General features: G+C 71.4%; 20 protein-coding genes, 1 tRNA gene and 1 riboswitch. Of the genes, 8 read left to right on the top strand and 13 right to left on the bottom strand.

All coding sequences use genetic code 11. The features are described 5' to 3' along the window. Nucleotides 1–312 precede the first annotated feature (312 nt). A complete protein-coding gene (locus tag ACIRNI_RS12905; protein WP_403550965.1) occupies nucleotides 313–927 on the bottom strand; it encodes a hypothetical protein in 615 nt (204 codons plus the stop codon). Between the two features lie 223 nt (nucleotides 928–1,150). Here ACIRNI_RS12905 and ACIRNI_RS12900 point away from each other — a divergent pair, with 223 nt between their 5' ends. Continuing rightward, on the top strand, nucleotides 1,151–1,453 hold the full coding sequence (locus ACIRNI_RS12900; protein ID WP_403550963.1) for a hypothetical protein: 303 nt from the start codon (nucleotides 1,151–1,153) through the stop codon (nucleotides 1,451–1,453). Nucleotides 1,454–1,887: 434 nt separating this feature from the next. On the opposite strand, the gene ACIRNI_RS12895 is transcribed toward ACIRNI_RS12900, so the two are convergent. Then, nucleotides 1,888–3,177, bottom strand: coding sequence for a DUF445 domain-containing protein (locus ACIRNI_RS12895; RefSeq protein ID WP_403550961.1), 1,290 nt, complete (start codon nucleotides 3,175–3,177; stop codon nucleotides 1,888–1,890). Nucleotides 3,178–3,276: 99 nt separating this feature from the next. On the opposite strand from ACIRNI_RS12895, the gene ACIRNI_RS12890 reads away from it, so the two are divergent. Further along, nucleotides 3,277–4,557: an SGNH/GDSL hydrolase family protein gene (locus ACIRNI_RS12890; RefSeq protein ID WP_403550959.1), complete on the top strand. Its 1,281-nt coding sequence runs from the start codon at nucleotides 3,277–3,279 to the stop codon at nucleotides 4,555–4,557. A 167-nt stretch (nucleotides 4,558–4,724) separates the two neighbouring features. On the opposite strand, the gene ACIRNI_RS12885 is transcribed toward ACIRNI_RS12890, so the two are convergent. From ACIRNI_RS12885 to ACIRNI_RS12875, 3 genes are all read right to left on the bottom strand, one after another. Further along, complete coding sequence (locus tag ACIRNI_RS12885; RefSeq protein ID WP_403551594.1) at nucleotides 4,725–5,747, bottom strand: ATP-binding cassette domain-containing protein; 1,023 nt, start codon at nucleotides 5,745–5,747, stop codon at nucleotides 4,725–4,727. Nucleotides 5,748–5,783: 36 nt separating this feature from the next. Continuing rightward, nucleotides 5,784–6,551, bottom strand: a complete 768-nt coding sequence (locus tag ACIRNI_RS12880) for an ABC transporter permease (protein WP_403551592.1) — start codon at nucleotides 6,549–6,551, stop codon at nucleotides 5,784–5,786. A gap of 85 nt (nucleotides 6,552–6,636) precedes the next feature. Then, nucleotides 6,637–7,437 (bottom strand): ABC transporter permease, encoded by an 801-nt coding sequence (locus tag ACIRNI_RS12875; RefSeq protein WP_403550957.1) that lies wholly within the window; start codon nucleotides 7,435–7,437, stop codon nucleotides 6,637–6,639. 131 nt (nucleotides 7,438–7,568) lie between these two features. Here ACIRNI_RS12875 and ACIRNI_RS12870 point away from each other — a divergent pair, with 131 nt between their 5' ends. Next, a complete protein-coding gene (locus ACIRNI_RS12870; RefSeq protein ID WP_403550955.1) occupies nucleotides 7,569–10,238 on the top strand; it encodes a transglycosylase domain-containing protein in 2,670 nt (889 codons plus the stop codon). Here the strand turns inward: ACIRNI_RS12870 and ACIRNI_RS12865 are convergent. From ACIRNI_RS12865 to ACIRNI_RS12855, 3 genes are all read right to left on the bottom strand, one after another. Then, nucleotides 10,235–10,555, bottom strand: a complete 321-nt coding sequence (locus tag ACIRNI_RS12865; RefSeq protein ID WP_403550954.1) for a DMT family transporter — start codon at nucleotides 10,553–10,555, stop codon at nucleotides 10,235–10,237. The two genes, ACIRNI_RS12870 and ACIRNI_RS12865, sit on opposite strands and share 4 nt — an antisense overlap. A gap of 43 nt (nucleotides 10,556–10,598) precedes the next feature. Further along, a riboswitch (guanidine-III (ykkC-III) riboswitch) is annotated at nucleotides 10,599–10,664 on the bottom strand. Nucleotides 10,665–10,667: 3 nt separating this feature from the next. Continuing rightward, entirely contained in the window at nucleotides 10,668–11,006 is a 339-nt protein-coding gene (locus ACIRNI_RS12860; protein WP_031076289.1) for a co-chaperone GroES, read from the bottom strand. Nucleotides 11,007–11,049: 43 nt separating this feature from the next. Then, the gene (locus ACIRNI_RS12855) at nucleotides 11,050–11,370 is read right to left on the bottom strand and encodes a DUF3618 domain-containing protein (RefSeq protein WP_403550952.1); all 321 of its coding nucleotides are present in this window, start codon (nucleotides 11,368–11,370) and stop codon (nucleotides 11,050–11,052) included. 123 nt (nucleotides 11,371–11,493) lie between these two features. Between ACIRNI_RS12855 and bcp the strand changes: the two genes are divergently transcribed. The 3 genes from bcp (at nucleotide 11,494) to ACIRNI_RS12840 (ending at nucleotide 13,022) form a co-directional block, all read left to right on the top strand. Beyond that, a complete protein-coding gene (bcp, locus tag ACIRNI_RS12850) occupies nucleotides 11,494–11,961 on the top strand; it encodes a thioredoxin-dependent thiol peroxidase (protein WP_403550951.1) in 468 nt (155 codons plus the stop codon). Between the two features lie 139 nt (nucleotides 11,962–12,100). After that, nucleotides 12,101–12,934, top strand: a complete 834-nt coding sequence (locus ACIRNI_RS12845) for an HNH endonuclease signature motif containing protein (RefSeq protein ID WP_403550950.1) — start codon at nucleotides 12,101–12,103, stop codon at nucleotides 12,932–12,934. Nucleotides 12,935–12,946: 12 nt separating this feature from the next. Further along, nucleotides 12,947–13,022, top strand: a tRNA-Leu gene (locus tag ACIRNI_RS12840). A gap of 50 nt (nucleotides 13,023–13,072) precedes the next feature. Here ACIRNI_RS12840 and rdgB read toward each other — a convergent pair. The 4 genes from rdgB to ACIRNI_RS12820 all read right to left on the bottom strand — a co-directional run bounded on the left by rdgB (nucleotide 13,073) and on the right by ACIRNI_RS12820 (nucleotide 15,204). Further along, nucleotides 13,073–13,675 (bottom strand): RdgB/HAM1 family non-canonical purine NTP pyrophosphatase, encoded by a 603-nt coding sequence (gene rdgB / locus ACIRNI_RS12835; protein WP_403550948.1) that lies wholly within the window; start codon nucleotides 13,673–13,675, stop codon nucleotides 13,073–13,075. Between the two features lie 11 nt (nucleotides 13,676–13,686). After that, on the bottom strand, nucleotides 13,687–14,070 hold the full coding sequence (locus ACIRNI_RS12830) for a hypothetical protein (RefSeq protein ID WP_403550946.1): 384 nt from the start codon (nucleotides 14,068–14,070) through the stop codon (nucleotides 13,687–13,689). Nucleotides 14,071–14,162: 92 nt separating this feature from the next. Continuing rightward, on the bottom strand, nucleotides 14,163–14,894 hold the full coding sequence (gene rph / locus ACIRNI_RS12825) for a ribonuclease PH (protein WP_403550944.1): 732 nt from the start codon (nucleotides 14,892–14,894) through the stop codon (nucleotides 14,163–14,165). A gap of 76 nt (nucleotides 14,895–14,970) precedes the next feature. Further along, a complete protein-coding gene (locus ACIRNI_RS12820) occupies nucleotides 14,971–15,204 on the bottom strand; it encodes a glucose PTS transporter subunit EIIB (protein ID WP_403550942.1) in 234 nt (77 codons plus the stop codon). Between the two features lie 197 nt (nucleotides 15,205–15,401). Here ACIRNI_RS12820 and ACIRNI_RS12815 point away from each other — a divergent pair, with 197 nt between their 5' ends. Together ACIRNI_RS12815 and ACIRNI_RS12810 are read left to right on the top strand one after the other, a co-directional pair. Next, complete coding sequence (locus ACIRNI_RS12815; RefSeq protein ID WP_403550940.1) at nucleotides 15,402–16,688, top strand: PTS transporter subunit EIIC; 1,287 nt, start codon at nucleotides 15,402–15,404, stop codon at nucleotides 16,686–16,688. 211 nt (nucleotides 16,689–16,899) lie between these two features. Continuing rightward, nucleotides 16,900–18,162, top strand: a complete 1,263-nt coding sequence (locus ACIRNI_RS12810; protein WP_403550938.1) for a PTS transporter subunit EIIC — start codon at nucleotides 16,900–16,902, stop codon at nucleotides 18,160–18,162. Nucleotides 18,163–18,216: 54 nt separating this feature from the next. Here ACIRNI_RS12810 and ACIRNI_RS12805 read toward each other — a convergent pair whose 3' ends face one another. Further along, nucleotides 18,217–18,969, bottom strand: coding sequence for an MBL fold metallo-hydrolase (locus ACIRNI_RS12805; RefSeq protein WP_403550936.1), 753 nt, complete (start codon nucleotides 18,967–18,969; stop codon nucleotides 18,217–18,219). Between the last annotated feature and the right edge of the window lie 207 nt (nucleotides 18,970–19,176).

The raw sequence follows: 19,176 nt of genomic DNA, 5'->3' as shown, positions 1-19,176 counted from the left end.
GTGCAGCTTTTCCGTACCCGCTGACAGCAAGGCATCAGTGTCCGTCAACCACACGAAGAGGCGGAACGACCAGCCGCATCGAGACCGAGAGCGGCTGCTACGACATCGCCGTCCGCCACTACGACATCACCGAGGAAGACCGGCTCGTGCGCTGAACCTGGCGTCCGGCTCGCGCACTTCGGCCTCGAACCGCGTCTGGGCCGGGTCCAGCGACTCCTTGAGGTCGCAGCTGTGTGCCTGAAGCCCACCACGGTGACAGGCCTGCGAATAGCGGTTACCCATCCGGGTTGCACCGGTCGCAAGCGCGGCAGTTCAGGACTCGTCCAACCGGCGCAGAACCGCCAACACCCCAAGTTCGCCGCCCGGTTGCGCGGCTGCTCGTACCTCTGTCATGAGGTCGTCGGGCCGGCAGAGACCCCGTTCCACGGTCGCCGTCAGCAGTGCCGCGATCGCGGCCTCGCTTCCGAGGTGCGGGATCGCGTCCGCGACCGCGCGGGGCAGGGGCGCGCAGGCCAGGTTGCGGACCGGGACCCGGAGCGCGGGGCGGACCGTGGGGTGGACGCGGACGTAGGCGTGGCTGCGGGGCGTCGCCCGGTGGGCGACCAGGACGTCCACCTTCGCGAGCGCGGCGGGCGACGGGACGGACGCCAGGCCGTACAGGGCCAGGGCCGCCGGGCCGGTGAGGAGCGCGTCGGGGCCCGCGTACAGGAGGGCTCCGCGCAAGCGCTGTTGGGGCGTGGGGTCCGTCGACTGGAGGGCGATCACCCGCGGCAGCAACCGGCGCCAGGGGCCCGGCGGGCGGCAGTGGGCGGCGATCGCGGAGGACGCGCAGCCCAGGTCCATGAGCTGGTGGACGGTGGCCACTCCGTCCTGCGCGACGACCAGCGGGTCGGCGGCGTAGCGGTGCGGCGGCGTGGGGGTCGGCATGCGCGTTTCGTGCCCGTACGGCGCGGCCCGCCATGCCTGGGGCGTGCGGTTGTTACGTGCTGGTGGCAGGAAGGGTCCTGCACCTTCCCTGGCTGTTACCTCCTGTCGGCCGATCGTGACGGTGGCGTTCGGGTCCGCGTACGGGGACGCCGCAAGCGTCCACACCCCCCGCGTTAGCCTCGGGGCAGGCATGAACACGCGTGCGGAAGGCAGGACAGCGAAGATGGCCAGGATTCCGGCAACAGCCGTGGCGGCGAGTGGGCTCGTCGGTGGGTACGCCGTGGCGCGGTGGACCAAGAAGCGGCCCCTCGGGGGCGTGGCGCTCGCGGCCGCGGGGGCCGTGGCCGCGCGGGAGTGGCAGCGGCAGAGCGGAGGGAAGGCTGCGGCCGGGCTGACCGCGGCGTATGTAGCCGCGTTCGCCGGGTCGCACCCGCTGGCGAAGAAGGTCGGGGCGTGGCCCGCGGTGTTCTCGGTCGCCGGGGCCATGGCGGCCGCGTCCTGGGCCGTCGGCCGCCAGAACGGCTGAGTCGGGGCGCTCCGCGGAGCCGGGCCGAATCGGCTGATCCTGCCGAGTCGGCGGGCTCCACGAACCCGGGCCGAGTCGCCTGAGCCTGTCGTGAGCCTGTCGAGTCGGCGGGCTCGCGCCGGGCCGAATCGGCAGAGCCTGTCGAGTCGGCGGGCTCGCCGGGCCCGCCGAACCCGCCGGGCCCGCCGAACCCGCTCGGGCCGCTGTGCACGCCGCGCCGCTCAACTCGTCGAGCCCCGCCGCCGGGCCGGTACGCCGCGGCCGGCGGCCGCTCCAGTCGCCGCCGAAACCCGCGCGGGCGCCGCTGAACACGGCGCCCGCCGTCCGCGTATAAGACGGCACCTCCCCATGGTGGCTGGGCGGGGCCCGGGCGGCAGGGTCCGGGCGCCCGCCCAGCACGACCCCGGCACGAACCCGGGACGCCCACCGCGCGCCTAACCGCCCACCGCCCGCGACACCGTGTAGATCAGCAGGCCCGCCAGCGCACCGACCACCGTGCCGTTGATACGGATGAACTGCAGGTCCCGGCCGATGTGGGCCTCGATCTTCCGCGACGTCTGGTCAGCGTCCCAGCCCGCCACCGTCTCGCTGATCAGCGACGTGATCTCGGCGCGGTACGTCGTCACGACGTACACCACCGCGTCCTCCGCCCAGCCCTCCACCTTCGCCTGCAACCGCGCGTCGGTCGCCAGGCGGCGGCCCAGCGCGAGGAGGGAGGCGCGGGCGCGCAGGCGCAGTTCGCTGCGTTCGTCCTCGGCCGCCGAGATCACCATGGCGCGGACCGACGCCCAGGCCGACGCGATGATGTCCTGGACCTCCGGGCGCGCCACCAGCTCCGACTTGAGGCGCTCCACCCGCGCCCGGGTGTCCGTGTCGGCCTGGAGGTCGGAAGCGAAGTCCGTCAGGAAACGGTCCAGCGCGCCGCGCGCCGGGTGCGCCGGCATGTCCCGCATCTCCGTGACGAAGCGCAGCAGCTCCTTGTAGACGCGCTCGCCGACCTTCCGGTCGACGAAGCGGGGCGTCCAGCCGGGCGCCCCGCCCTGCACCGCCTCCATGATCGAGTCGGCGTGCAGCACCAGCCAGTCGTGGGCGCGGTTGCAGACGAGGTCCACGGCGCCGTGGTGCGCGCCGTCGGAGACGACCTTCTCCAGCGTCTTGCCGAGCCCGGGCGCGATCTCCGCCGCCTCCGCGCGCCGCGTGACCGCCTCGCCCACCACCGCCTGGACGTCCGCGTCCCGCAGCACGGTCAGCGCGCCGCGCAGCGCCGTGGACAGCTCGGCCGTGACCCGGTCGGCGTGCGCGGGCTCGGCGAGCCACGCGCCGAGGCGGCGGCCGATGGACAGGGCGTGCAGCCGGGCGCGTACGACGTCGCCGGAGAGGAAGTTCTCGCCCACGAAGGAACCGAGCGAGGCCCCCAGCTGGTCCTTCTTCGTCGGAATGATCGCCGTGTGCGGAATGGGCAGGCCCAGCGGCCGCCGGAACAGCGCGGTGACCGCGAACCAGTCCGCCAGCGCGCCGACCATGCCCGCCTCCGCCGCGGCCGCGACATAACCGGGCCAGCCGGTCACGCCGGAGTTCCGCGCCCACGTGGCCAGGGTGTAGATGACGGCGACCAGGAGCAGCAGCCCGCTCGCCATGAGTTTCATCCGGCGCACACCGCGGCGCTTCTCCTCGTCCGCCGCCGTGTACGAGAACGCCACGAGCGGGGTCTTCGACTGGTTCATCCGCACCACCATGTACGTAGTCCCTCTCCCTGGGTCCCTACCTCAGGTACTCCCGGGGCGCACGCCGAGTTCCCGTGTCCATGCCGGATGATGTCCGTCATGAGGGGAGTACATCGGGGACCGCTGGCCGTCGTGCTGGCGGCGGCCGTGCTGGGCTGCGGGGGGATCTTCACGGCGGTGGAGCGGGCGGGCGCGGACGGCCCCGTCCGCAGCAGCGCCCTGCCGCGCCAGGGCGCCCACGCCGCCACGGCCCTCGGCACCGCCGGATGGACCGGCACCTGGTCGGCGGCGCCCGTCGAGCCGGCCCCCGTCACGCACCTGACCACCGCCCGCTCCGTCCGCAACGTCGTGCACACCAGCATCGGCGGCACCGCCGCCCGTATCACCCTCACCAACCGGTACGGCGGCGAGCGCGCCCTCCGCGTCGACGCGGCCTCCCTCGCGGTACGCGACGAGGGCGCGGCGGCCGTGCCCGGCACGCTGCGGCGCGTCACCTTCGCCGGCCGGCCGTACGTCACCGTCCCGCCCGGCGCCGACGCCGTCAGCGATCCCATACCCCTCCCCGTCCCGTACGACGGTGACCTCCTGGTCACGCTGTACGTCCCGGCCGGCGCGCCCGTGACCCGGCACCCGGTCGCCCGGCAGACCTCGTACGCCGCCGACGGCGACCACACGCGGGAGGTGAGCGGCGCCGCGTACACCGAGGCCGCCCCCACCTGGCAGCACCTGGCCGCCGTCGACGTCGTCAACCCGGCCGCCCGCGGCGCGGTCGTCGTCTTCGGCGACTCGATCACCGACGGCGTCGGCTCGACCCGCGACGCCAACCGCCGCTGGCCGGACGTGCTCGCCGACCGGCTGCGCGGTCGCGGCTACGCCGTGCTCAACCAGGGCATCGGCGGCAACCGCGTCCTGCGCGACGGCAGGGGCCCCAGCGCCCTGTCCCGCTTCGAGCGCGACGCGCTGGGCCGGCCGGGCGTGCGGACCGTCGTCGTCTGCCTCGGCATCAACGACATCATCCGCCCGCCGCACGAGACCGACCCGCGCCGCATCACCGACGGCCTGACCGCGCTGACGCGGCAGGCGCACGCGCGCGGGCTGCGCGTCGTCGGCTCGACCCTCATGCCGTTCGGCGGCCACCGGCGGTACACGAAGGAGCTGGAGGCCGTACGGCAGCAGGTCAACGCCACCATCCGCGCGGGCGGCGTCTTCGACGAGGTCGTCGACTTCGACCGCGCGCTGCGCGACCCGTACGCGCCGACGCGGCTGCTGCCCGCGTACGACTCCGGGGACGGGCTGCACCCCAACGACGCCGGCTACCGCCGGATGGCCCGCTCCGTCGACGTCGCCGAGCTCATGAGTCGCGGCGATCAGGACCTCTAGGGCCTGTCTTTCGGATCAGGCCGGATCAGGGAGCGGGGTCTGGTGCCGTACATCGCAAGGCGGAGGAGGGAGTCACTGCGGTGGGGGCACCTCCCGTGCCCGAAGGGCTACGGGGGAGAGGTGCGGTGCCAGGCCACGCGAGCCCGGCAAGATCCGGAAGACAGGCCCTAGCCCTTCACTCCGGCGCCCGGCGCCTCCGACCGTTCCGCGTACATCTTGGCGATCACCGCCTCGATGTCCGGCTCCCGCACCGACAGGTCCACCAGCGGGTACTCCGCCGCGATCCGCGCCACCAGCGGCGCCGCCGACTGTGCCGCCGGGAACGCGAGCCACTGCCGCGGCCCCTCCACCCGCACCACCCGCGCCCCGTCGGGCGCCTCGATGGGCGGCAGCTCGCGCTCCAGGTCGACCACCAGCGTGCGTTCGCTCCGCCCCACCTCGTGCAGGCCGCCGAGCGCCCCGTCGTACATGAGCCGACCGTGGTCGATGACCATCACCCGCTTGCACAGCTGCTCGATGTCGGTCAGGTCGTGGGTGGTGAGCAGGACCGTCGTGCCGCGCTCGGCGTTCAGGTCGCGCAGGAACTCCCGCACCTTGGCCTTGGAGACGACGTCGAGGCCGATGGTCGGCTCGTCCAGGTACAGCACCTCCGGATCGTGCAGGAGCGCGGCCGCGATGTCGCCGCGCATGCGCTGGCCCAGGGAGAGCTGGCGCACGGGTACGTTGAGCAGCTCGCCGAGGTCGAGGAGCTCGACGCAGCGGTCGAGGTTCTCGCGGTAGCGGGCCTCCGGGATCCGGTAGAGGCGGTGGATCAGGCGGTACGAGTCGCGCAGCGGCAGGTCCCACCACAGGGTCGTACGCTGCCCGAACACCACGCCGATCCGCCGCGCGAGCCGGGTGCGCTCGCGCGAGGGGTCGATGCCGGCGACGCGCAGCCGGCCGCCGCTCGGGGTCAGAATGCCCGTCAGCATCTTGATGGTGGTGGACTTCCCGGCGCCGTTGGGGCCGATGTAGCCGACCATCTCGCCGCGCGCCACGCGGAAGGTGATCCCGTCCACCGCCCGGACCTGACGCTTCTCGCGGCGCAGGGTGCCGGGCACGCGGCGCCGTACGTCGAAGACCTTCTCGACGCCGTCCAGCTCGATGAAGTCGGGGTCCGTGAAGTCCGCGTCCATGAGGTTCGCGTCCATGAGGTCCGGCTCCCTGCTCTCGTCGCTCACCGCTGCTCAGCTCCCTGTACTCCGGTACGAACGGACCCCGAACCGCCACGCCAGCCCCGCCAGTGCCCCCAGCACCACCGCCACCACCGGCGACGCGAACGCCGCCCACCCCGGCAGCCCCACCGGGGCCGGGCGCCCGAGCACGTACAGCGCGGGCACCCAGTTCACGAACGCGAGCGGCACGACGCACACCACGCCCCGCACCAGGTCGGTCGCGAAGACCGTGGGCGGGTACTGGAGCAGCGTGTTGCCGCCGTACGTGAACGCGTTCGACACCTCCGCCGCGTCCTGCGCCAGGAACTGGAAGGCCGCGCCCGCCACCATCACCGCCGCGAAGATCAGCGCGCCGCACACCACCATCAGCGGGACGAGCGCCACCTTCACCGGCGTCCACTCCACACCGTCGAGGACCACCAGCGACCACACCAGCACCAGCAGCCCCTGCGACACCCGGCCCAGCCGCCGCAGCGCGAACCGGTCCGCCGCCACCTGCGCCAGCACCGGCGCCGGCCGCACCAGCAGCGTGTCCAGCGTGCCGTCCCGCACCCGCCGCCCCAGCCGCTGCGTCTGCCCCAGCGCCATGTCCGCCAGGCCGAAGGCGGTGGCGGTCGTCCCGTACAGGAACGCCACCTCGGCGAAGGAGAAGCCGCCGAGGCCGCGCACCTGACCGAACATCAGCAGGATGACGACGAAGTCGAAGCCGGTGGCGACGAAGTTGGCGAGCAGCGTCATCACGAAGGAGAAGCGGTACGTCATCGTCGACCGCACCCACATGGCGGCGATCAGCCCGTACGCGCGGAGCCCCGTGCCGACGTGCCCGAGGCCGTGCCCGAGCCCGTAGTCCCGCGCGAGATCCCGATCAGCCACCCTGCACCACCACCCGGCGCGTCGCCGCCGCCTGGAGGGCCCGGCCCGCCAGCAGCAGGACCAGCGCCCAGCCGCCCTGGAAGGCGTACGCCTCCACCAGCCCCCAGCCGGTGCGCTTCTCCAGGAAGACGTCCGCCGGGACCTGGAGCATGGACGACCAGGGCAGTACGCGGGCGACCTCGCCAAGCGCGCCCGGGAAGACGTGCAGGGGCAGGAGCATGCCCGAGAAGAACATCCCCGACAGCCACGCCACCTGCACCACCCCTTGACCGTCCATCAGCCAGAACGCGCTCAGCGCCACCAGGAACCACACCGCGAAGCTCACCACCGCGCCCAGGGCCACCGAGAGGAGGAAGGCGAGCCAGGTCAGCGACTGCTCGGGCAGCGCGATGTCGAAGGCGAGCGCGCCGACGGCCAGCGGCGCCACGCCCCGCCCGAGGAGCAGGAACCCGGACCGGCCCAGGGCGGCGGACAGCCACCACAGCTGGAGGTCGGCGGGGCGGTAGAGGTCGACGGCGATGTCACCGGTCCTGATGCGCTCCATCAGCTCGTCCTCGAACCCACCCCCCATCAGGCCGCAGGCGGCGAGGAGGGCTTGGCCGATCCACACATAGGCGAGCGCCTCACTCATGTCGTAGCCGCCGAGCCGGGGACGCTCGTCCCAGAGGGCTATGTAGGTGAACGCCAGGATGAAGCCGAAGACGGTGTTGGTGAACACCCCTGCCGCGGTGGCCACCCGATACGTCGCATGGCGCCGGAAACCACCGGCTGCCACGGCCGCGTACAGCCGCACCCTGAGCTCCCTCCGTCAAAGCTGACGAGCCTAGCCCTGCGGAATCCGTCGTCGCGACTGCTTTTCGGTGCAAGATGAGTTTCGGACAAATCGTCATAAACAGCGCAGCAGTCATCGACAGGCCGGAGAACATGAGCGACGAGCCACCGAAGCAGGCCTGGGAGCCCCGCGACCCGACCGTCGCCGGACCCCCGGCCCGCGAGACGCCGAACGAGCCGAAGAAGGCGAAGCAGGCGGGGAAGGAGGAGGGGCGGAAGACGCCTGGAAAGCCCGGCAAGGCCGAGAAGCCGGCGAAGCCGGAGGCTCCGAAGCAGGCGGCTCCCAAGCAAGCGGCCGACGCCGAACGCCCCCGCGCCGCCACCACGCCCGAGGACGAGCCCACGGCCCGCCCCGACGCCGGCACCGGTGCCCGTACCCGTACCCGTACCGACAGCACTGGTACCCGCGCGACCGGCACCCACCCCGGCACCCGCTCCGGCCCCCGCGACAAGCAGCGGCCGCCGAAGGACCGCAAGCGGCGGCAGCGCGAGAGGCGCACCGGGTGGCGGCGCGCCGTGCCGACCTGGCGCATGCTGCTCGGCGGCTTCCTCTTCGCCTGCCTCCTCCTCGTCGGCGGCTTCTTCGCCGGCTACCAACTCGTCGACATCCCGCCCGCCAACGCCGCCGCCACCGCCCAGTCGAACGTCTACCTCTACAGCGACGGCACCCAGATCGCCCGCGACGGCAGCGTCAACCGGGAGAACGTCCGCCTGAAGCGCGTCCCGCCCCACGTCCAGCACGCCGTCCTCGCCGCCGAGGACCGCGACTTCTACTCGGCGGCCGCCGTCGACCCCGAGGCGATGCTCCGCGCCGCCTGGAACACCCTCACCGGCAAGGGCACCCAGGGCGGCTCCACCATCACCCAGCAGTACGTCAAGAACTACTACCTCGGCCAGGAACGCACCATCACCCGCAAGGTGAAGGAGTTCTTCATCGCGATCAAGCTCGACCGCGAGAAGACCAAGAACGACATCTTCGAGGGCTACCTCAACACCAGCTACTACGGCCGCAACGCCTACGGCATCCAGGCCGCCGCCCACGCCTACTACGACAAGGACGTCGAGGACCTCGGCGTCGCCGAGGGCGCGTACCTCGCCTCGCTGCTCAACGCCCCGAGCGCGTACGACGTGGCCACCCACCCGCAGAACCGGCCCCGGGCCATCGCCCGCTGGGTGTACGTCCTCGACGCGATGGTCAAGGAGCGCTGGCTGACCCCGAGGGCGCGCGCCGAGGCCGTCTTCCCCACACCGCTCGCGGCCCGCTCCACCATCGGGCTGTCCGGTCAGCGCGGCTACGTCATCCAGGCCGTCCAGGACTACCTCACCGGCCACGGCGTGCTCCACCGCAAGGACCTCGCGCGCGGCGGCTACCGCATCACCACCACCCTGCAGAAACGGAAGCAGGACGCGTTCATCCAGGCCGTCGAGGACCAGGTCATGGCGCGGCTCGACCCCACGGGCAACGAGACCGACCGCTTCGTACGCGTCGGCGGCGTCTCCCTCGACCCCGCCACCGGCAAGGTCCTCGCCATGTACGGCGGCGTCGACTACACCAAGCAGTACGTCAACAACGCGACGCGCCGCGACTACCAGGTCGGCTCCACCTTCAAGCCGTTCGTCCTCGCCGCCGCCGTCCACCACGGCTCGCGCACCCAGGGCGGCGAGCGCATCACGCCCAACACGACGTACGACGGCACCAACGAGCGCCATGTGGAGGGCTGGACGGGCCCGGCGTACAACCCGGCGAACGAGGACGACGTGTCGTACGGCAGCATCCCCGTGACGACCGCCACCGACAAGTCCGTCAACGCCGTGTACGCCCAGCTCGCCGTGGACGTCGGCCCGGCCAAGGTCGAGCAGACCGCCATCAACCTGGGCCTGCCCGTCGACACCCCGGACCTGAACCCGTCGCCGTCGATCGCCCTCGGCCCCGCCACCGCCTCCGTACTCGACATGGCACAGGCGTACGCGACCCTCGCCAACCACGGCAGGCACAGCGCGTACTCGCTGGTCGAGCGGGTGCAGCGGGACGGCGAGGACCTGGAGCTGCCCGGCGGCGAGACCACCCAGGCGGTCAGCCGCGAGGCGGCGGACACGACCACGGCGGTGCTGCGCGGCGTCATCGAGGGCGGTACGGGCACGGCGGCCCAGGCGGCGGGGCGGCCGGCGGCCGGCAAGACCGGCACGGCGGAGGACGACAAGGCGGCCTGGTTCGCCGGCTACACGCCGAACCTCACGACCGTGGTCGCCGTGATGGGCCAGGACCCGAAGACGGGCGGCCAGAAGCCGCTGTACGGGGCCCTCGGCCTGGAGCGCATGAACGGCGGCGGCGCACCGGCGGAGATCTGGGCCCAGTACACCCGCGAGGCCCTGGCGGGCACGGCGGCACGCGACTTCGACCTGCGGATCGCGGAGGGCATGGAGCCGCGCCCCGACCCCTCGGACGGACCGGACGGACGGGAGGAACGGGACGGCTTCGACCGCCGCAGCCCCGACACGGAGAACGCCGGCCCGAGACACGACCGGGGCGGCGGCGCCCCCGCGGCCGCCACGGCCCCGGCACTCCCGGCGACCCAGGCCGAGCCGCGCGCCCGGAGCGCCCCGGCCACCCCCTCACCGGAGGCACCGGACACACCCGAGGCAGCCGAGGCACCCCTGCAGGCCCCGGACGCGACGGACCAGAAGCCCTGGGAAGCCTGGGGGTCCTGGGAGGCGCTCCAAGCGCCCCGGGGGGCGAGCCGGGATCCACAAGACGCGCCCTAGTGGCCCGAGGTGGCCTTCAGACCGACCACCGCGACCAGCAGCAGACACACGAAGAAGATCCGGGCGGCGGTCGCCGGCTCCCCCAGGACCACCATGCCGACCACCGCCGCGCCGGCCGCGCCGATGCCGACCCACACGCCGTACGCCGTACCGATCGGCAGGGTCTTCGCCGCCTGCGACAGCAGCAGCATGCTGGCGACGATGCCGGCGCCGGTCAGCAGGCTCGGCCACAGCCGCGTGAACCCGTCGGTGAACTTCATCCCGATCGACCAGCCGACCTCGAGCAGACCGGCGATGATCAGCAGAACCCATGCCATGACGGCGGCACCTCCGTGAACGCGAAAACGAACGGACAACAGGGGTGCGTCGTCTTTGCGTCAACCCGGTACGGCGCGTCTCGTCGGGTCCGTCAACCGTAACAAACCGGGGCTACAAGTACAGCCCCGTCGAGTCCTCCGAGCCCTCGAACCGGTCGGCGGCGACCGCGTGCAGGTCGCGCTCCCGCATCAGGACGTAGGCCACACCGCGCACCTCGACCTCGGCACGGTCCTCGGGGTCGTACAGCACCCGGTCACCGGGCTCCACGGTCCGTACGTTCTGACCGACCGCGACCACCTCGGCCCAGGCCAGCCGGCGGCCGACGGCGGCGGTCGCCGGGATCAGGATGCCGCCGCCCGAGCGCCTCTCGCCCTCGGGCGTGTCGTTCCGTACCAGCACGCGGTCGTGCAGCATGCGGATGGGCAGCTTGTCGTGGGTGTTCTCGCTCACCCCACGAAACTACCTGGCCCGGCGCGGCGCGCGCGCCGAAGGGTCAGCCCTTTCGGCGCCGCGCGGACACGGCGAGCAGCCCCACCACGCCGATCGCGAGCAGCGCCACCGGCACGACCCGCTCCAGCCTCGGCGAGCCGTCCTCCGCGACGAACCGGTCCTTCACATCCGTGACGACACGGTTCACGGCGACGAAGGCGCGCCCCGCGGTCTGGTCGACCGTCGACGCCACCTTCGCCTTCGCGTCCCCGATGATCGTCTTCGGGTGCATGCGTACGCCGATCTCGTCGAGCGTGACGGCGAGCTGCTCACGACGGCGGACGATGTCCGCCTCGATCTGCGCAGGGGTCCTGGCTTCCGACACCGCGCTGCCTCCGTAGGTCTGTCCACATCCGTGGTGGACAGTCTGTCAGTTCAACGGCCCGCTCACTGTCCCAGACCCCCATTAGGCTCTGAAGGCGTACGCCCGAGCCAGGAGAGAGAGACCATGAGCGAGCGACTGCAGCCCGGTGACACCGCCCCCGCCTTCACCCTGCCCGACGCCGACGGCAAGGACGTCTCACTCGCCGACTACAAGGGCCGCAAGGTGATCGTCTACTTCTACCCGGCCGCGCTGACGCCCGGCTGCACGAAGCAGGCGTGCGACTTCACCGACAACCTCGGCCTGCTGGCGGACGCCGGCTACGACGTGATCGGCGTCTCACCCGACAAGCCGGAGAAGCTCGCGAAGTTCCGCGAGAAGGAGGACCTGAAGGTCACGCTGGTCGGCGACCCGTCGAAGGAGACGCTGGCGGCGTACGGCGCGTTCGGCGAGAAGAAGCTGTACGGCAAGACGGTGACGGGCGTGATCCGCTCGACGATCGTCGTCGACGAGGACGGCAAGGTCGAGCGCGCCCTGTACAACGTGAAGGCGACCGGCCATGTCGCCAAGATCATCAAGGACCTCGGGATCTGAGGGCTCCACGCTCCTTCGACGGGGCTTCGGATCGCGGAGCCCTGTCGAGCGGGCGTTCCCCTTCGGCCGTGACCGTCCGATAAACGGTTCGTTACTCCGTGCGAGGCTGCGAACACGCGGCCGGTACGGAGGGGGCGCGGTGCCAACCAGGTATACCCATGAACTGCTCGCCGAGGCCGCACGCCGGACGAACAACTGGGACGATGCGGTCCGCTGGTGCGGCGGCACACCGACACCAGGCCGTCGGCGCTATCTGCGCCAGAAGATGGCGGACTCGGGGGTGGACGTGTCGCACTTCCGCACCCACTCGGCGCGCCACACCGAGGAGCGCCTTCGGCAAGCCGTCGCCGCCGCCACAAGCGTCAACGATGTCGTCCGCCGCCTGGGGCTCAGCCCGGTAGGCGGCAACCAAGCGCACATCGGCCGCCGGATTGCGGCACTCGGGATCGACACATCGCACTTCCCACTGCGTCCGCCGCAGCGACGCCACGGCCCGAGAGGCGCCCTCCTGACGCTGCGGGCACCGGAGAACGGAAGAGTTCCGGGCGAACGGCTCCGGCGGGCACTGCTGCGAACCGGCGTGCCTGAGGAGTGTGCGATGTGCAGGACGGGACCTGCGTACGAGGTGTCCACGGCTCACTTCGTCGGACAGGGCCATCAGGCTGGACGCCCCTCCCCCACGCGTAAGTCGGCGGCGGACATCCTCCGACACAGTTCCCCTGGTTCGCCCCAGACCAAAACCGTTCAGCTGCGTCGCGCGCTCGACGAACTGGGCGTACCGCACCGCTGTCAGGCGTGCGGCACCGGCGACGTCTGGCAGGGCAAGCGGCTGATTCTGGAGATCGACCACATCAACGGCGACAGGTTGGACAACCGCTTGGAGAACCTCAGGTACCTGTGCCCGTCCTGCCATAGCCAGACGAGAAGTCATTCCACGCAATCTCGACGCACAGCCGCATCGACGGGCCAGTAAAGTAACCACCACGGGTCCGTACCCCAGCTGGCCAAGAGGGCGCCGGTTTAGGTCCGGTGTGTCGTGGGTTCGAGTCCCACCGGGCCCACATGTGACGGCGCGGCACCAAGCAGGTGCCGCGCCGCCGTTATGTCCGCCTCAGGCGACCAGCTCCCGGATCACCGGCACCAGGGCGCGGAAGGCCTGGCCCCGGTGGCTGATGGCGTTCTTCTCGGCCGGGGTCAGTTCCGCGCAGGTGCGGGTCTCGCCGTCGGGCTGGAGGATCGGGTCGTAGCCGAAGCCGCCGGTGCCCGTGGGGGTGGGGCGGAGGGTGCCGCGGAGGCGGCCTTCCACCACGCGCTCGGTGCCGTCGGGGAGAGCGAGGGCGGCCGCGCAGGCGAAGTGGGCGGCGCGGTGTTCGGGGGCGATGTCGGCGAGCTGGGCCAGCAGCAGGTCGAGGTTGGCCTTGTCGTCGCCGTGGCGGCCCGCCCAGCGGGCGGAGAAGATGCCGGGGGCGCCGCCGAGGACGTCGACGCAGAGGCCGGAGTCGTCGGCGATGGCGGGCAGTCCGGTGGCCTGGGCGAGGGCGTGCGCCTTGAGGAGGGCGTTCTCGGCGAAGGTGACGCCGGTCTCCTTGACGTCGGGGACCTCGGGGAAGGAATCCGCGCCGACGAGGTCGTGGTGGAGACCCGCGTCGGCGAGGATGGCGTGCAGTTCGGTGATCTTCCCGGCGTTGCGGGTGGCGAGGATCAGGCGGCTCATGCCCCCAGTATCTACGGGGTGCAGACCTTGCCGATCTCGGTGGCCGCGTCCGTGACGGGCTTGATGTCGGGCGAGGTGTCGCCGTTCTTGACGGCGGTGCGGACGCTGTCGACGCCCTTGCCGAGGTCGTCGACCGCCTTGGACAGGTCGGCGTTGTCCGTCTTGTCCTTCAGCGAGGCGAGCTCCTTGTCGATCTCGTCGAGGGACTCGTTCAGCTGGGTGGGGTCGTTGCTCACGGACGAGGCGGCCTTGCTCAGCTTGTCGACGCTGGTGGCGATGGCGTCGGCGGCCTGGACGCAGTCCATGGCCTTGTCGAGCGCGCCGCAGCCCGTCACGGCGGTCAGGGCGAGCACGGCGGTGGCGGCGGCCAGGGCTGCGGTACGGCGTCGGCGCATGGGGTGGTGTCCTCCTGGGGTTGGCCGGGCGTACGGGTCGATCCGTACGCCCGTACTCGTACGGACGCAGCCGGACCCCGTCATGGTTGCTGTTACAGGGTCTCCGCCAGCGCGCGGCGCTGGATCTCGGCGAGGTCGGCGCAGCCGCCGGTGGCGAGGTCGAGCAGGGCGTTGAGCTCCTTGCGGTCGAAGGGCTCGGCCTCGGCGGTGCCCTGGACCTCGACAAAGCGGCCGTCGCCGGTGCAGACGACGTTCATGTCGGTCTCGGCGCGCACGTCCTCCTCGTAGCAGAGGTCGAGCAGCGGCGTGCCGTCGACGATGCCGACGGAGACGGCGGCGACAGTGCCGGTCAGCGGCTTGCGGCCGGCCTTGACGAGCTTGTTGCGCTGGGCCCAGGCGACGGCGTCGGCGAGGGCGACGTACGCGCCGGTGATGGCGGCGGTGCGGGTGCCGCCGTCGGCCTGGAGGACGTCGCAGTCGAGGACGATGGTGTTCTCGCCGAGGGCCTTGTAGTCGATCACGGCGCGCAGGGAGCGGCCGATGAGGCGGGAGATCTCGTGGGTGCGGCCGCCGATCTTGCCGCGCACGGACTCGCGGTCGCCGCGGGTGTTGGTGGCGCGGGGCAGCATCGAGTACTCGCCGGTGACCCAGCCTTCGCCGCTGCCCTTGCGCCAGCGCGGGACGCCTTCGGTGACGGAGGCGGTGCAGAAGACCTTGGTGTCGCCGAAGGAGATGAGGACGGAGCCCTCGGCGTGCTTGCTCCATCCGCGTTCGATGGTGACCGGGCGGAGCTGTTCGGGGGTGCGGCCGTCGATTCGAGACATGGGATGAGCCTAGCCCCCTCACGCGAAGGGCCCGTTCCGGTTCCGGAACGGGCCCATGCGGGTGAGCGGCGGTGGCTCACATCATGTCTTCGATCTCCGCGGCGATCGGGTCGGCGTCGGTGCCGATGACGACCTGGATCGCGGAGCCCATCTTGACGACGCCGTGGGCGCCGGCGGCCTTCAGCGCGGCCTCGTCGACCAGGCCGGGGTCGGCGACCTCGGTGCGCAGGCGGGTGATGCAGCCCTCGACCTCTTCGATGTTGTCGATGCCGCCGAGCCCGGCGACGATCTTCTCAGCCTTGCTGGCCATGTCCTTCTCCCTGCGTCCAAGAGCCGTTTCGGAGCACTGAGCGCTGCTCGGCCCACCTAGGTCTTTCGTCACCGTAACGCACGGTTGGCCCATCTTCGCGGGCACATGACCGGCCTGTAGCCAAGGATGACGATCACCAGCGCCTACGATATCGCAACTGGTCTACACCAGTCTCGCAGGAGACCAGGAGGACGCCGATGAGCTCCGACAGCACGGCCGCGCCGAGGCGGAAGCGGTGGACCGGCGCCTTCCAGGGGCTGCAGAAGATGGGCCGCAGCCTCCAGTTGCCCATCGCCGTGCTGCCCGCGGCGGGCATCCTCAACCGCCTCGGCCAGCCGGACGTCTTCGGCGCCGACGGCCTGGGCTGGAACGACGTCGCCAAGGTGATCGCGGGCGCGGGCGGCGCGCTGCTCGACGCCGACCTGGGCCTGCCACTGCTCTTCTGTGTGGGCGTCGCCATCGGCATGGCCAAGAAGGCGGACGGCTCCACCGCGCTCGCCGCGGTCACCGGCTTCCTGGTCTACCGGGGCGTGCTGCGCGCCTTCCCCAAGGACTGCCCGCCGGGCACGACGGACGTGAACGGCGGCTGCCTGGGCGCGGACGACACCTTCGCGGCGTACACGTACCAGAATCCGGGCGTCTTCGGCGGCATCGTGATGGGTCTGCTCACGGCCTTCTTCTGGCAGCGGTACCACCGCACCAGGCTGGTGGACTGGCTGGGCTTCTTCAACGGCCGCCGGCTCGTGCCGATCATCATGTCGTTCGTCGCGATCGCCTTCGCCGTCGTCTGCCTCTTCGTCTGGCCCCCGGTCGGCGACGCGCTGGAGGACTTCAGCGACTGGCTCGTGGGCCTTGGGGCGTGGGGCGCCGGCCTCTTCGGCATCGCCAACCGGGCGCTGCTGGTGATCGGGCTGCACCAGTTCCTCAACGTCCCCGTGTGGTTCCAGTTCGGCACGTACACCAAGCCGGACGGCACGGTGGTGCACGGCGACATCAGCATGTTCCTGGCGGGCGACCCGAACGCGGGGCAGTTCACCACCGGCTTCTTCCCGATCATGATGTTCGCCCTGCCGGCCGCCGCGCTGGCCATCACCCACTGCGCCAAGCCGCACCGCCGCAAGGAGGTCGGCGGCCTGATGCTCTCGGTGGCCCTCACCTCGTTCGTCACCGGCATCACGGAGCCGATCGAGTACTCGTTCCTCTTCGTCGCGCCCGTGCTGTACGTGATCCACGTCCTGCTGACCGGCGTGTCGATGGCGGTGACGTGGGCGTTCGGCGTGAAGGACGGCTTCAGCTTCTCGGCCGGCCTGATCGACTACGTCATCAACTGGGGGCTCGCGACGAAACCGTGGCTGATCATTCCGATCGGTCTCGCGTTCGCGGCGGTGTACTACGCGATCTTCCGTTTCGCGATCACCGCGTTCGACCTGAAGACGCCGGGCCGCGAGCCCGAGGAGGCGGAGACGGACGTCACCAAGCCGTAGCCGCCCGCTCACGCCGAAGGGGTCCCTATCACGGGGCCCCTTCGGCGTTATCAAATTGCAAGTTCCTTATCTAACCCTCACCGTGCTACAACAGGTCTACACCACTCAATGGTGTAGACCACGCGGTGTTGCACCGCGTTCACGGAGACGCCGCCGTCCCCCATTAGACATCAATGTCCCCGGGCGGCGCCTTGCCACCTGGAGGAACCTGATGTCCACCGCCACCGCCCCCGCGGCGGAGAAGAAGAAGGGCGCCGGCGTGATGGCCGTCCTGCAGCGGATCGGCCGCAGCCTCATGCTGCCGGTCGCCGTGCTGCCGGCCGCCGCGCTGCTGGTGCGGCTCGGCCACGACGACATGCTCGGCCGCGCGTCGTTCCCGACCTTCGTCACCAAGATCGCGGGCTTCATGGCCGCGGGCGGCAACGCCATCCTCGACAACATGGCGCTGCTGTTCGCCGTGGGCATCGCCATCGGCTTCGCCAAGAAGTCGGACGGCTCGACGGCGCTCGCCGCCGTCGCCGGCTACCTCGTCTTCAAGAACGTCCTGGCCACCTTCACCGACCCGAACCTCCCCAAGGTCGGCAAGGTCGTCGACGGCAAGGTCGTCATGCTGGAGGCCCCGGTCGACGCCAAGGTGCTCGGCGGTGTCGTCATGGGCATCGTTGTCGCCCTGCTCTACCAGCGCTTCTACCGCACCAAGCTGCCCGACTGGGCGGGCTTCTTCGGCGGCCGCCGTCTCGTCCCGATCCTGTCCGCCTTCGCGGGCCTGGTCATCGGCATCGTCTTCGGCTACATCTGGCCGGTCCTCGGCACGGGCCTGCACAACCTCGGTGAGTGGCTGGTCGGCTCCGGCGCCGTCGGCGCGGGCATCTTCGGTGTCGCCAACCGCGCGCTGATCCCGATCGGCATGCACCACCTGCTGAACAGCTTCCCCTGGTTCCAGGCCGGTTCGTACGAGGGCAAGAGCGGCGACATCGGCCGCTTCCTCGCCGGCGACCCGACCGCCGGACAGTTCATGACCGGCTTCTTCCCGATCATGATGTTCGCCCTCCCGGCCGCCTGCCTCGCGATCGTGCACTGCGCCCGCCCCGAGCGCCGCAAGGTCGTCGGCGGCATGATGTTCTCGCTCGCGCTGACGTCCTTCGTCACCGGCGTCACCGAGCCGATCGAGTTCACCTTCATGTTCATCGCGCCGGTGCTGTACGCCGTGCACGCGGTGCTCACCGGTGTCTCCATGGCGCTGACCTGGGCGCTGGGCATGAAGGACGGCTTCGGCTTCTCCGCCGGCGCGGTCGACTTCGTCCTGAACCTGGGCATCGCGTCCAACCCGTGGGGCCTGGCCCTGGTGGGCCTGTGCTTCGCGGCGGTCTACTACGCGGTCTTCCGCTTCGCGATCACCAAGTTCAACCTGCCGACGCCGGGCCGCGAGTCCGACGAGGAGCTCGCCGAGCTCCAGAAGGCCGAAGCGAAGTAAGTCCCCCCACGAAGAAGGCCCCCGGTCACCCGGGGGCCTTTTTCACACCCTTTTTCACACCTCGTACACGGCGCCCGCGTGCGCCAGCTCCGACGGGCCGTCGTAGACCGCCCGCGCGTCGGCGAGGTTCCGCTCGCCGTCCGTCCACGGCGGGATGTGCGTGAGCACGAGCCGTTTGGCCCCCGCCCGGGCGGCGTGCGCGCCCGCCTCACGGCCGTTCAGGTGCAGGCCGGGGATGTCCTCCTTGCCGTACGTGAACGACGCCTCGCACAGGAACAGATCGGTCCCGGCCGCCAGCGTGTCCAGCTCGTCGCACACCCCGGTGTCGCCGGAGTACGTGAGCGACTTCCCCTGGTGCTCGATGCGGATGCCGTACGCCTCGACCGGGTGGCACACCTTCTCCGTACGGATCTGGAAGGGGCCGAGCTCGAAGGTGCCGGGCTTGAGCGTGTGGAAGTCGAAGACCTCGCTCATCGACTTGTCGGACGGCGTGTCCGCGTACGCCGTCGTCAGCCGCTGCTCGGCGCCGTCGGGCGCGTACACCGGGAGGGGGGCGCAGCGGCCGCCCTCGTGCCGGTAGTAGCGGGCGACGAAGTACGCGCACATGTCGATGCAGTGGTCGGCGTGCAGATGGCTGAGGAAGATCGCGTCCAGGTCGTACAGACCGGTGTGGCGCTGCAGCTCGCCGAGGGCGCCGTTGCCCAGGTCGAGGAGCAGCCGGAAGCCGTCGGCCTCTACGAGGTAGCTCGAGCAGGCCGATTCCGCGGACGGGAACGACCCGGAGCAGCCGACGACGGTGAGCTTCATGGAGCGTGAACCTCCGTGGACGGGGGCGGGGCGCTGGGGGGAGGTCGTGCGGTTTACCGAGCGTAAGGCGCGGGAGGGCGGGCCGCTCCTTCGCAGTGGCCGCTTGTGGTCGAACTCACCCGCGCTGTCACCGGATCGGGCCTCTCCCCGCCCCTGTGCCGCCTGCGGCGGGCCTCTCCCCCACCCCCTGCCCCGTAGCCCTTCGGG

Source organism: Streptomyces sp. NPDC093546 (assembly GCF_044765045.1).
Taxonomy (GTDB): domain Bacteria; phylum Actinomycetota; class Actinomycetes; order Streptomycetales; family Streptomycetaceae; genus Streptomyces.
The sequence above is the reverse complement of the archived record's forward strand: the minus strand, read 5'-3'. Positions and strand labels throughout refer to the sequence as shown.